Genomic DNA, 11,299 nt, shown 5'->3' on the forward strand with positions numbered 1-11,299 from the left:
AGTCCCCACATCGTCATTGCGAGCGCAGCGAAGCAATCCAGACTGTCTCCGCGGAGGGACTCTGGATTGCTTCGCTGCGCTCGCAATGACGTGTTGAGAGAGCGTTGCTCCTGGGGGACATATGACTCGCGGAGAGTCCCCCTCACCCGGAATTTGCCGCCGCAAATTCCGGCCTCTCCCCGCAGGCGCGGAGAGGCGAAGACCTACACCCGCGGCATGCTCGCAGGCCTTACCTCGCGGGCCTGCGCCGCGAGCCTGATCCCGGCATTGGCTGCCCCAAATCCCTGATAATCCCGTCGCTCCACGATCTCGAAGAAGAAGCGCTCATCGAAGATGTGGGTGTAGACCTGGAAGAACTCGCCGTCGCCTTCGCGGTCGTAGAGGATGTGGTTGGCGCGCAGCTGCGCCATCAGGTCGGGCGCGAGGTCGTATTTGGCTTCGATGTCGTCGTAGTAGTTATCAGGGATATCCAGGAAATCCGCGCCACGCTTGCGCATCGCGGCGACCGTCGCAAAAATATCCCGGCAGGAGAACGCGACGTGCTGCACGCCCGAGCCGAAGAACTCCGAGATGAAGCGCGCCGGCAGGGTACGGTTGGCGGATGAGCCGTTGAGCACGAAGCGCAGGCTCTGGTCGGCGTTGATGACCGCCTGGCTCTGCACGAGGCCACGGGGGTCGGCGATCTCCATCTGCGGCAGCCGCTTCAGGTCGAGGATGCCGGTGTAGAACAGCAGCCAGGACAGCATCTCGTCGTAGGGCATCGACTGCGCGATGTGATCGACGGCGAGCAGGGCGTCGGCGTTCGCGTCACTTGCGACCGGCTCGAAATCGGTATCCCAGTTCTTGCCGGCCTGATCGAGGAAGTAGAGCAGGCTGCCGCCGACGCCATGGATCGCGGGAATCTCCAGCTCGCCCGGCCCGACCGGCTGGTAGAAGGTGCGCGTCTTCAGCGCTTCGGCGCGCTGCATGGCAAGGCCGGCATTGTCGACGTCGAGCGCAATCGCGCAGACGCCGGGGCCGTGCGTGACGTAATGCGAATGCGCAAAGCCGTCGGTCTCGCAATTGATCACGAGCTCGACCTTGCCTTGCGACCAGCGCTCCACGGCCTTGCTGCGATGCTTGCCGGTCTTGCGGAAGCCGAGCTGCGCGAGCAGGCGGGCGAGGTCGACCGCCTTGGTCTCGTTGACGGCAAACTCGATGAAGCCGGTGCCATGGCTCCTGGCCTTCGGCGCCAGTGGCTCGCTGACAAGCTTCGGCCAATCCGGTGCAAGCTGATCCTCCAGCAGGATCAGCGAACGCAGGCCGTCGACCGCGGTCTGCGCGGACGAGCCGGCGCGGAACTGGTCGTTGAAGATTTCGAGCGACAGCGGCCCGGCATAGCCCGTCGCCGCGATGGCCTGCATGAATTCACCGACCGGGAGGTCGCCCTGGCCGGGGAAGGAGCGGAAGTGCCGGCTCCACGAGAGGATGTCAAGCTCGAGCTTCGGCGCGTCGGCGAGCTGCACCAGAAAGATCTTGTCGCCGGGGATCGAGGCCATGGCGCGAACCGGAAAGCCGGGCGCGAGCGCGTGAAAACTGTCGAGAATGACGCCGATCGCGGGATGATCGGCGCGCCGCACGATCTCCCAGGCATCGCGGTAGTCGTTGACATGGCGGCCCCAGGCCAACGCCTCGTAACCGACTCGCAACCCACGCTTGGCCGCGCGTTCGCCCAGTTCGCGAAAATCGTCCGCGGCGCGATCGATGCCGCCGAGCGAGGCGGGCGAGACGTTGGAGCAGATCAGCAGCAGGTCGGTGCCGAGCTCCTGCATCAGGTCGAACTTGCGCTCGGCGCGGGCAAAGTTGCGTGTCCGCTGCGGCTCCGGCATGCCCTCGAAATCGCGGAACGGCTGGAATGCGCAAATCTCGAGATTGAGATCCTTGCACAGCTGCGCTACCTCGCGCGGACTTGCGCCGAACGACAGCAGATCGTTCTCGAAAATCTCGACCGAGTCGAACCCGGCTGATGCGATGGCGCGGAGCTTCTCGTCCAGGCTGCCAGAGAGCGAGACGGTCGCGATCGAACGCTTGTTCATGCTGCGTTGTCCTCCATGGCGCCGCCGAGAAAGAGCTGGCCGATGCGCGGATCGTTCAGAATGCGCTTCGCGCCGTCGACCATGCGGGTCTGGCCGAGCTCGAGCACGATTCCGATGTCGGAAATCTCCAGCGCCGAGCGCGCGTTCTGCTCGATCATCAGGATGGTGACGCCGCGGTCGCGCAACCCTTTCAGGATGTCGAAGGTCTGCTGCACCATCAGCGGCGACAGGCCGATCGAGGGCTCGTCGATCAGCACGAGCTTTGGCTCGAGCAGCAGCGAGCGCGCGATCTCGAGCTGCTTCTGCTCGCCGCCGGAGAGCGTGGAGGCCTGCTGCGCCGACTTGCGGCGCAGCGCGGGAAACAGGTCGAGCGCGGCTTCGATCCGTGTGGGCAGGTCGATGCCCTTGCCGGCGGAGACGCCGCCGAGCTCGATATTGTGGCGCACCGACAGTTCGGGAAAGATGTTGCGGCCCTGTGGCACATAGCAGATGCCGGCATTGAGCAGCGCGCGCTGGCTCAAATTGGTGACGTCGCGGCCGGCAAAGCTGATCTTGCCTTCGCGCAGCTTCAACAGGCCGAAGATCGCCTTGAACACGGTCGACTTGCCGGCACCGTTGGGGCCGATGATGGTGGTGATGGTCGCCTGCGGCACGGTAAACGTCGTGCCGTTCAAAATCGTCATCTTGCCGTAGCCGCCGACGAGATTGTGAACCGAGAGGATCGGGTCGCTCATGATGGCTTCCTAATGTCCGAGATAGGCTTCGATCACGGCGGGATTTTTCCGCACTTCGTCCGGCCGCCCCATCGCCAGCACCTTGCCTTCCGCCATCACCATCACGCGCGAGCACAGCGACATCACGAATTCCATGTTGTGCTCGATCACGACGAAGGTGGCGTTCTTCTCGCGGTTGATCGCGACCAGGCGATCCTTCAGGTCCGACAGCATCGACGGGTTGACGCCGCCGGCGGGCTCGTCGAGCAGGACGAGGCGCGGCCCGCCCATGAAGGCCATGGCGGCATCGAGCAGTTTTTGCTGGCCATAGGAGAGCCCGCCGGCCGGCTCGTCGGCGAGATGGTCGAGCTTGAAGAAGCCGATCATCTGGTTGGCGATCTCGGTCAGCCCGGCATCGGAGCGGCCGACCAGGCGCGAGGCCATATTGCCCTGGTGCTCCTGCCCCGCGAGGATCAGGTTCTCGCGCACCGAGAGCTTTGGGAAGACCTGCAGGAGCTGGAAAGTGCGGCTGACCCCGAGCTTGTTGAGCTCGGCGGGACGCAGGCCCGTGACCACCTTGCCGTCGAGCTTGACCTCGCCGCCTGATGGTGTGAGCTGGCCGAGGATGCAGTTGAACAGGGTCGACTTGCCGCAGCCGTTCGGGCCGATCAGGCCGAGGATCTCGCCCTCGCGGACGTCGAATGAGACGCCATCGACCGCGCTGATGCCGCCGAAATTCTTCTTGATGCCGGTGACTTCCAGGACCGCGCTCATTGCACCGTCTCCAGCCGGGACTTTGCAACGGCCCGCAGCGCAGAGGCCGCCTTGGTGCGGCGCTCGGCGAGATAGCGGTCGAGAATTCCCAGAATGCCGGTCGGCGACCAGATCAACAGCAGCATCACCGCGACCGCGTAGAGCATCAGATAATACCCTTCCGTGAAGCGCAGCCATTCCGGCAACAGCACCGCGATCATCGCGCCGAGGAAGGGGCCGAAATAGAAGCCGGCACCGCCGACGATCACCATCATCAAGAGGTCGAGCGAGAGCGACAGGTTGAACGGCACGGGATCGATATATTGCGTCAGCGGCGCATAGAGCGCGCCGGCGACGCCGCCGAGCGCCGAGCCGATCGCGAACGCCATCAGCGTATAGCGCCTTGTGTCGACGCCGAGCGACTGCGCGCGCAGCGGATTTTCGCGCAATGCCATGAAGGCGCGGCCCCAGGGCGAGCGGATCAGCCACCACACCGCCAGCGACACGATCGCAAGCGAGCCGAGGCAGACATAGTAGAACGGTAGCGGCTTGCTGGTCGCGATGCCGAAGATGTGCGGCCGCGGAATGTTGGAGATGCCGTAGATGCCGCCGGTGAGCCAACTTTCGTTGCGGAACACCAGGAAGGCGAGGGTGGAGAAGGCGAGGGTGACGAAAGCGAGGTAATGGTGCTGCACGCGCAGCGCCGGATAGCCGAGCACCCAGCCGACCGCGAAGCTCAAGGCAATCGCGACCACGATCGCCGCCGGCAGCGGCCAGCCATGGGTGGTCATGATCGCGGCCGCATAGGCGCCGATGCCGACGAAGGCGCCTTGCGCCAGCGAGACCTGGCCGGCATAGCCGAGCGTCAAATTGAGCCCCATCGCGGCGATGCTCATCACCGCCCACTGGCTCAGGATGAACAGGCCGTAGCGGTTGAAATTCATGGGGACGATGATCAGGCCGGCAATGACGATGAGGCCGAGCGCGATCTTCAACGGTTTGGCGAAGCCGCTCATACGGTGCGCTCCTCGGCGCGGCCGAGCAAGCCCTGCGGCCGGAACAGGATGACGGCGATCAGGAAGATCATCGGCACGGCGGCGCGGTACTGCGTCGAGACATAGGCGGCTGCGAGATTGTCGAGCACGCCGATCAGGAGGCCGCCGGCGATGGCGCCGCGCACCTGGTTGAAGCCGCCGACGATCGCCGCGATGAAGGCGGCCTGGCCGAGCACCTCTCCGGAGGAGAATTTTGCGAGGTAGATCGGCGTGATCAAAAGCGACGCCAGTGCGACCAGGAAGGCGTTGATCAGGAACGTCAGCAGGATCATGCGCTCGACCGGGACGCCGATGATGCGCGCCACCGTCGGGTTCTGCGCCGCCGCCTGCATCTGGTGACCGAGCGACGTGCGGTTGAGAAGGCTCGTCAGGCCGAAGACGGCAAGAATGGCGAGGACGAGGACGCCGATGCTTTGCAGCGAGACGGCATGTCCGAGAATGGAGATATCACCGGTCGGCACGATCGAGGGGAAGGGCGAGGCCTCCGCGCTGAAGAACTGCTTCACGGCCTCCTTGATGCCGATCGCGAGCGCCATCGTCGCGATCGCCAGCGGCAGCACGCCATGGCGCATCATCGGATCGACCAGCAGCATCTTGAAGGCGAGGCCCAGCAGGAGCATCGAGAGCAGGATGCCGAGGATGATCGCAAGCCAGAACGGCGCGCCGGCATGCATCGCCGCCAGCATCAGGAACGCCGGCAGCATCACGAACTCGCCTTGCGCGAAGTTGATGGTCTGCGAGGTCTGCCACAGCAGCGTGAAGCCGACCGCGACCAGCGCATAGATCGCGCCGGTAGCTAGTCCCGCGACCAGAAGATCGAACAGATTGGACATTTTCCCCTCTCGCCGCTCCGTCGTCCCCCCGCCTTCTTGCTTCTCCCTCTCCCCGTTCTTACGGGGAGAGGGCGGGGTGAGGGGCTCTATCCGCGAGCCCATCTCTCACCGTCCTTGCAGAATCACCCCTCACCCCAACCCTCTCCCCGCGAAGAGCGGGGCGAGGGAGAAGAGAGGCCCCCGCATCCGCCTTCGCTGAAGCTTCGGCGGGACGGGCGCAGGGAGAGGCGAAAAAGCCTCACTTCACCTTCGGCAGCACCTGCTTCACCACCTGCTTGCCTTCGACCACCTCGACCAGAAAGCTCTGCCGGTCGATGTCGCCGGTCTCGCTGAAGGTGACGTCCATCAGGATGCCCGGCTCGTCCGCGGCCTTGATGGTCAGGCCGTGCAGCGTGTCGGCGAACGCCTTGCTGTCGACCTTGCCCATCTTCTCGGTGGTGGCCTTGACCATGTAGACGGCGAGATAGCCCTTCAGGCCGTTATGGTCGGGCACGTAATTGTACTTCTTGGCGAACTTGTCGCGGAACGCCTTGATCAGGTCGACCGGTGCGTCCGTGGTGAGGCCGACATGGCCGCGCGCGCCGTTGGCGGCGTCGCCGGCGAGCTCGATTACCTTCTGGCCGATCAGCGTGGTCTCGCCCATCAGCGGCGCGGTGACGCCCTGGCGCTTCAGCTCTTTCAGGATGCGCGCGCTCTCTTCTTCGTTCAGGTAGACGAACACGGCGTCGGGATTGGCGGCCTTGATCTTGCCGACGTCGGCGGCGAAGTCGGCTTGTCCCGCTTCAGTCGAGAGATCGGCGACCACCTTGGAGCCAAGCCGGTCGAGTTCCTTCACGACGACGTCGCGGCCGCCGCGGCCAAAGTCGTTGTTGACCCAGACCACCGCGACCGTCTTCGCCTTCATGTCGTCATGGATGTATTTTGCGACCTTCGGCATCGACGATTGCTGGCCGAACGAGGTGCGGAACAGGAACTTGTTGCCGGCTTGCGTCAGCTCGGCGGCTTCGCCACCCATGATCTGCGCGATGCCGGCTTCGGCCGCGAGCGGCGCCGTCACCTTGACCGAGCCGGAATAGCCGGGCCCGAGCAGCACATAGGGCTCGGCGTCGAGCGCCTTCTGCACCTGGGCGCGGGCAACGCCGGGGTTGGACTGCGAATCGGCGTGAGTGACCTCCAACTTGCGGCCGAGCACGCCGCCCTTGGCGTTGATCTCCTCGATCGCAAGGTCGATGCCGTTCTTCCAGTTGGTGCCGACGGTGGCGCCGCCGCCCGAGAGCTCGGCGACGTCGGCGAGCTTGATCGCCTGCGCGTGGACGCTGGTTGCAGTCGCGAAGACAAGCAAGGCGCCTGCCACTAGGGTTGATTTCATGGTCACTCCTCCCATTTTTCGTTGATGTTGTCCGCGGCCTTGTGTCCGGCCGCTTCGGTTACGCTGCGTGGTAGGCCGCGCTTCGTGCCGCCATCACCTCGTCAAATGCCTCTCCCATGACCTCGGTCGATGGGGCAAGGCCGGTGAACAATTCGAAGGCGTCAGCGGCCTGGTAGATCGCGAGCTCCCGCCCGGTCATGATCCGCGCGCCCTTGGCCTGTGCCGCTGCCAGCAGCGGCGTGATCAGCGGCGAATAGACGGCGTCCGCGACCCACATTTTCTCGTGCAGCAAGGCCGCCGGGACCGGCATGCCCCGGTTCGGCAGCATGCCGACCGGCGTGCCGTTGACGAGGCCGGTTGCACCATCGAGCGCGTCCTCGACGCTTTTCGCCACCGTGGCGCCACCGTGCCTGGCAAGCAATGAAGCGAGCTTTTCGGCGCGCGCCGTCTCGCTGTCGAAAATGCGGAGGCCGGAGACCTTCAGGCTCGCCAGCGCAAAGGCGATCGCCTTGCCGACGCCGCCCGTTCCGATCACGGCGACTGCATTTCCGGACGGTGCCAGCAGCGGCGCGACCGCGCGTGCAAACCCGGTCGTGTCAGTGTTGTGGCCGATCAGCCGGCCGTCCTTGGCGACAACGGTGTTGACCGCGCCCATGGCGGCCGCGCCCGGCGCCAGCTCGTCGAGCAGCGGGACCACCGCTTCCTTGTAAGGGTAAGTCACGTTGACGCCGGCAAAGCCGAGCCGCCGCACGCCCTCGAGCATCATGCGGAGCCCGGCCGCATCGGCGCCGGCGACCTCGATCAGCTGGTAGTGACCGCGCAGGCCGAGCGCCTCGGCGGCCCGCTCGTGCATGGCAGGGGAGGCGGAATGCGCGATCGGCGCCCCGATCAGGCCGGTGAGAAGCTTCTTGCTGGCGGCGTATCCGCGCTTGGACATGGTTGGCTATCGTCTCGTTGGGAGCGTTGGGTCCTGGCCATTAGCGGGGAAATCCGCACAATTCCAAGAGGGCTTCCAGTTGCGACGATAGCCTTTCCCGTGCCTAACACAATTACCCATTTATTGGGCAAACCTAACATAATGTTATTTCTTCCGCGCGCGTGCCGGGGAGGCGTTGCCCTCGCTGCGGGACGGCTCCACCGCGCGCATCTCGGCGCGCAGGGACTCGATGAAATACTCGACATGGAGCGACAGCGGCGCGCCGCGCTTCACCGCGATATAGGTCTCGAACCGCGTCGGCTCGGTGATCTTCAGCAGCTCGATTCCCGGATAGCCGCCATGGGCCACCGTGAACTGGTCGATGATGGCGATGCCGAGCCCTGCCTTCACCAGCGCACACACCGTGGTGCCGAAGCGCGCGCGGATCGTGATGTTGTAGTCGAGCCGGTGGCGCGCAAAGATCCCGGCCATGATCCGGCCGTAGGGATCGTTGGGATCGATGCCGATCAGCGGATAGCGGGTGATCTCGGCCGCCGAGACCTGCTTGCGGCCGGCAAGCTCGTGACCCGGCGGCACGATGCAATAGAGCTCACCCGAGGCGAGCGGCATGAAGTCGAGCCCGGAATGCTCGAGCCGATAGCTCATCGCCACACATTCGCCGCGGCCGAGCAGGAGGTAGTCGATGGCCTCCTCGAGCTTGAGGATGTTGATGTCAATGCCGAGATCGGGGTAGCGGCGCCGGACGCGCTCGATCGCGCGCGGCACCATCACCTGGGAGATGCTCGGCACCGAGCCGATGCGCAATTCCGACAAACCGCCGCGGCCGATCTTGGAGATGAGCTCGGAGAGGTCGTCGACCTTCTTGTAGACGCCGTTGATCTGCTCAAAGATGTTCTCGGCTTCCGGCGTCGGGAAATAGCGCCCGTTCTGGCGCTGGAAGAAGCGGATGCCGAGCGTGCGCTCGGTGTATTTGACCAGCCGGCTGATCCCCGGCGCCGACACGTTGAGCAGCTTCGCCGCGCCGCCGATGGTACCCGTCACCATCACGGCACGGATCACTTCAACCTGGCGCAGCGTCATCATGTCGTGGGCATCCCAAAGAGGATCGTGGTGGCGATCATCTCACGAGAGCCGTGATGTCATCCAGCGGCAAGTGTGCGACGGAGCGGGCGGCGCTTCACCCTCCCCCTCCAGGGGAGGGTAAGAGCGCAGCTCGCTCACCGGCAACAATTGCTGATTAACTTCGCAGTCAGAATGTTTCGGCCAAAATCGGCACGTTCGAATGGAAGGGCGCCGCTCGCGCAGAACGTACGCCTCACCTGTAACCGCGTTCTAGCTCGCCGGGCTCTCGGGCGACGCGCTGCCGGGCCGCTCCGCGCGTTCGCGCTGCAGCACTTCGCGCGCGTACTCGATGATCTTCTGCTTGTTTGCCGTTTCGCGGACGGCGAAAAACACGCGGTTGAGTTCCAGGCCGAGCACGCTGTTGAGGGCGATGTCCTCGTCTTCCATCGTGATTTTCCCGCTTCAGACGCCATAGGTGTAACTTGACGTCACTTCCTCCACAAGTAGATTAAATCTCGGGTGCAGACGAGGGCCGGTAAACTACGGAAGCAGCGAATTGAGGCAGCTCCCAAATACGTGCTATACCTACGGCGAGGCTCAGGAAACGTACCGATGTCCGCCGTAGACGCCGTAGATTATGGCCGGGAAGCGCTCGACTTCATCGAAGGCCTGGGGACCTATCGCAAGGTACCGGACGCCATGAATGCGCTTGAGGCGGCGTTCGGTCGCTTCGGCTTCGAGACCATCATCGTGACGGGGTTGCCGAATCCCGATCAGCGGTTCGCGCAGATGGTGCTCGCCAAGCGCTGGCCGGCAGGATGGTTCAATCTCTACACCCAGAATAATTACGACCGCGTCGACCCCGTGGTGCGGCTGTGCCGGCAATCGGTCAATCCGTTCGAGTGGTCGGAAGCGCCCTATGATGCCGAGCTCGAGCCGAGCGCGGCCGAGGTGATGAACCGCGCCGGCGATTTTCGCATGTCGCGCGGCTTCATCGTGCCGATCCACGGGCTCACCGGCTACGAGGCGGCGGTGTCGCTCGGCGGCGTCCATCTCGACCTCAATCCCCGCAGCAAGCCGGCACTGCACCTGATGGCAATGTATGGCTTCGACCATATTCGCCGCCTGCTGGATCCGGCGCCGCATCTGTCGACGCGTCTCACCCCGCGCGAGCGCGAGGTGATCGCCTGGGCCTCGCAGGGCAAGTCGGCCTGGGAGATCGGCGAGATCCTGCACATCACGCAGCGCACCGCAGAAGAGCATCTTGCAACCGCCGCGCGCAAGCTCGGTGCCGTCAACCGTACGCATGCGGTTGCACTGGCGATTCGCCACAAGCTCATCAATCCCTAAGCGACGTACTGGGAAATTTCCCAATATCGAACCTGCCTCTTTTCGCAGAGGCTGCCCCTCATTCCGGCTGAATGGGGGTTTTCATGATTCACGCAATTTCTTCGGTCAATCGCCACCTTTACGAAGACGTACTCGAGCAGCACTTCCGACTACGCCACGACATCTTCGTCGAGGAGCGGCACTGGGAGACGCTGCGCCGGCCTGATTGCCGCGAGGTCGATTCCTACGACGACGAGGACACCGTCTATCTGCTCGCGCTGGAAGGCCGGCGCGTCGTCGGCGGTCACCGGCTCTACCCCACCACCAAACCCTCGATGATGAGCGAGGTCTTCCCGCATCTGGCATCGGTTCGCGGCTGCCCTGCGAATCCGCTGGTCTGGGAATGGTCGCGCTACTTTGTCGTGCGCGATCGCCGCGACGGCACTCTCAACCTGCAACTGATGGCAGCGGTGCAGGAGTTCTGCCTCGATCAGGGAATCGCGCAGGTCAGCGCGATCATGGAGACCTGGTGGCTGCCGCGCTTCCATGAGGCCGGCTTCGTCGTGACGCCGCTTGGTCTGCCCGAACTGGTGGAGAACGCCTGGACCATGGCGGCGACCATCGACATTCGCCGCGAGACCCTCGATGCCCTGCATGATCGCATCGGCATGGATTCGATCGTACAACAGGACGGCCCGCGTCTGGACGCCGTCGCCCGTGCCAACCTCTGCGGCCTTGCTGCCGCGCAACGAAAGAGCGCCTGAAATGTCGAACATGATGCGGGACAGCCAGATCATGGCGGAGACCAAGGACGAAAATCTCGGCTACATGTCCGACATGGCGCTCGAGCTGGCGCAGATGGCGGAAGACACCGGATTGGCAACGCTCGCCTATCTGTTCCGGATGGCGGCGCTGGAAGCCTCGACGGCCAACAGCGTGCTGGCCGAGCCGGATGATCTCCCCCGGCAGATGACGTCGCACTAGACGCCTTCTACTTCCGTCGACCTTCGCGCCCTCTCCCAGGCATGCCTGGGGGAGGGCAATCGTTTGGGTGCGGCAGGTTGACCCATCCTGCGCGGCAGCCTTCTTGCAAGGCCAATTTGCAAGGCCAATTTCGATCGCATGCACCGGCATGCAACAAAGTGCATGTCTGGTGTTGAATCGCTCTTGCCT

At 64.3% G+C, this 11,299-nt stretch carries 12 protein-coding genes; 3 read left to right on the forward strand and 9 right to left on the reverse strand.

All coding sequences use genetic code 11. The features are described 5' to 3' along the window. Positions 1–203: 203 nt before the first annotated feature. The 9 genes from AC1DW2_RS31185 to AC1DW2_RS31225 form a co-directional block, all read right to left on the reverse strand. Positions 204–2,075, reverse strand: a complete 1,872-nt coding sequence (locus tag AC1DW2_RS31185) for a bifunctional sugar phosphate isomerase/epimerase/4-hydroxyphenylpyruvate dioxygenase family protein (protein ID WP_477007871.1) — start codon at positions 2,073–2,075, stop codon at positions 204–206. Continuing rightward, positions 2,072–2,809 (reverse strand): ABC transporter ATP-binding protein, encoded by a 738-nt coding sequence (locus tag AC1DW2_RS31190; protein ID WP_477007872.1) that lies wholly within the window; start codon positions 2,807–2,809, stop codon positions 2,072–2,074. The genes AC1DW2_RS31185 and AC1DW2_RS31190 overlap by 4 nt, the downstream gene beginning before the upstream one ends. A 9-nt stretch (positions 2,810–2,818) precedes the next feature. After that, the gene (locus AC1DW2_RS31195) at positions 2,819–3,562 is read right to left on the reverse strand and encodes an ABC transporter ATP-binding protein (RefSeq protein ID WP_071909112.1); all 744 of its coding nucleotides are present in this window, start codon (positions 3,560–3,562) and stop codon (positions 2,819–2,821) included. Then, positions 3,559–4,557, reverse strand: coding sequence for a branched-chain amino acid ABC transporter permease (locus AC1DW2_RS31200; RefSeq protein WP_247312827.1), 999 nt, complete (start codon positions 4,555–4,557; stop codon positions 3,559–3,561). The genes AC1DW2_RS31195 and AC1DW2_RS31200 overlap by 4 nt, the downstream gene beginning before the upstream one ends. Next, complete coding sequence (locus AC1DW2_RS31205) at positions 4,554–5,429, reverse strand: branched-chain amino acid ABC transporter permease (protein WP_063979909.1); 876 nt, start codon at positions 5,427–5,429, stop codon at positions 4,554–4,556. The genes AC1DW2_RS31200 and AC1DW2_RS31205 overlap by 4 nt, the downstream gene beginning before the upstream one ends. Positions 5,430–5,667: 238 nt before the next feature. Then, positions 5,668–6,798 (reverse strand): ABC transporter substrate-binding protein, encoded by a 1,131-nt coding sequence (locus tag AC1DW2_RS31210; RefSeq protein WP_477007873.1) that lies wholly within the window; start codon positions 6,796–6,798, stop codon positions 5,668–5,670. 58 nt (positions 6,799–6,856) lie between these two features. Continuing rightward, positions 6,857–7,735, reverse strand: a complete 879-nt coding sequence (locus AC1DW2_RS31215; RefSeq protein ID WP_071909114.1) for a shikimate dehydrogenase — start codon at positions 7,733–7,735, stop codon at positions 6,857–6,859. A gap of 144 nt (positions 7,736–7,879) precedes the next feature. Beyond that, a complete protein-coding gene (locus AC1DW2_RS31220) occupies positions 7,880–8,818 on the reverse strand; it encodes a LysR family transcriptional regulator (RefSeq protein WP_477007874.1) in 939 nt (312 codons plus the stop codon). Between the two features lie 249 nt (positions 8,819–9,067). Beyond that, entirely contained in the window at positions 9,068–9,244 is a 177-nt protein-coding gene (locus AC1DW2_RS31225) for a hypothetical protein (RefSeq protein ID WP_014491261.1), read from the reverse strand. Between the two features lie 165 nt (positions 9,245–9,409). Here AC1DW2_RS31225 and AC1DW2_RS31230 point away from each other — a divergent pair, with 165 nt between their 5' ends. The 3 genes from AC1DW2_RS31230 (at position 9,410) to AC1DW2_RS31240 (ending at position 11,110) form a co-directional block, all read left to right on the forward strand. Further along, on the forward strand, positions 9,410–10,147 hold the full coding sequence (locus AC1DW2_RS31230) for a helix-turn-helix transcriptional regulator (RefSeq protein WP_477007875.1): 738 nt from the start codon (positions 9,410–9,412) through the stop codon (positions 10,145–10,147). Positions 10,148–10,230: 83 nt separating this feature from the next. Continuing rightward, complete coding sequence (locus tag AC1DW2_RS31235; protein WP_071909116.1) at positions 10,231–10,890, forward strand: acyl-homoserine-lactone synthase; 660 nt, start codon at positions 10,231–10,233, stop codon at positions 10,888–10,890. Position 10,891: 1 nt separating this feature from the next. Beyond that, entirely contained in the window at positions 10,892–11,110 is a 219-nt protein-coding gene (locus AC1DW2_RS31240; protein WP_208084027.1) for a hypothetical protein, read from the forward strand. The last annotated feature ends 189 nt before the right edge of the window (positions 11,111–11,299 follow it).

Source organism: Bradyrhizobium sp. P3_C3, assembly GCF_056402655.1.

What these genes read in the sequence shown, in the direction of transcription:
- AC1DW2_RS31215 (WP_071909114.1), bottom strand. Translation starts at nt 7,735, where the DNA reads ATGTCCAAGCGCGGATACGCCGCCAGCAAGAAGCTTCTCACCGGCCTG.
- AC1DW2_RS31185 (WP_477007871.1), bottom strand. Translation starts at nt 2,075, where the DNA reads ATGAACAAGCGTTCGATCGCGACCGTCTCGCTCTCTGGCAGCCTGGAC.
- AC1DW2_RS31235 (WP_071909116.1), top strand. Translation starts at nt 10,231, where the DNA reads ATGATTCACGCAATTTCTTCGGTCAATCGCCACCTTTACGAAGACGTA.
- AC1DW2_RS31210 (WP_477007873.1), bottom strand. Translation starts at nt 6,798, where the DNA reads ATGAAATCAACCCTAGTGGCAGGCGCCTTGCTTGTCTTCGCGACTGCA.
- AC1DW2_RS31240 (WP_208084027.1), top strand. Translation starts at nt 10,892, where the DNA reads ATGTCGAACATGATGCGGGACAGCCAGATCATGGCGGAGACCAAGGAC.
- AC1DW2_RS31195 (WP_071909112.1), bottom strand. Translation starts at nt 3,562, where the DNA reads ATGAGCGCGGTCCTGGAAGTCACCGGCATCAAGAAGAATTTCGGCGGC.
- AC1DW2_RS31230 (WP_477007875.1), top strand. Translation starts at nt 9,410, where the DNA reads ATGTCCGCCGTAGACGCCGTAGATTATGGCCGGGAAGCGCTCGACTTC.
- AC1DW2_RS31200 (WP_247312827.1), bottom strand. Translation starts at nt 4,557, where the DNA reads ATGAGCGGCTTCGCCAAACCGTTGAAGATCGCGCTCGGCCTCATCGTC.
- AC1DW2_RS31220 (WP_477007874.1), bottom strand. Translation starts at nt 8,818, where the DNA reads ATGATGACGCTGCGCCAGGTTGAAGTGATCCGTGCCGTGATGGTGACG.
- AC1DW2_RS31225 (WP_014491261.1), bottom strand. Translation starts at nt 9,244, where the DNA reads ATGGAAGACGAGGACATCGCCCTCAACAGCGTGCTCGGCCTGGAACTC.
- AC1DW2_RS31190 (WP_477007872.1), bottom strand. Translation starts at nt 2,809, where the DNA reads ATGAGCGACCCGATCCTCTCGGTTCACAATCTCGTCGGCGGCTACGGC.
- AC1DW2_RS31205 (WP_063979909.1), bottom strand. Translation starts at nt 5,429, where the DNA reads ATGTCCAATCTGTTCGATCTTCTGGTCGCGGGACTAGCTACCGGCGCG.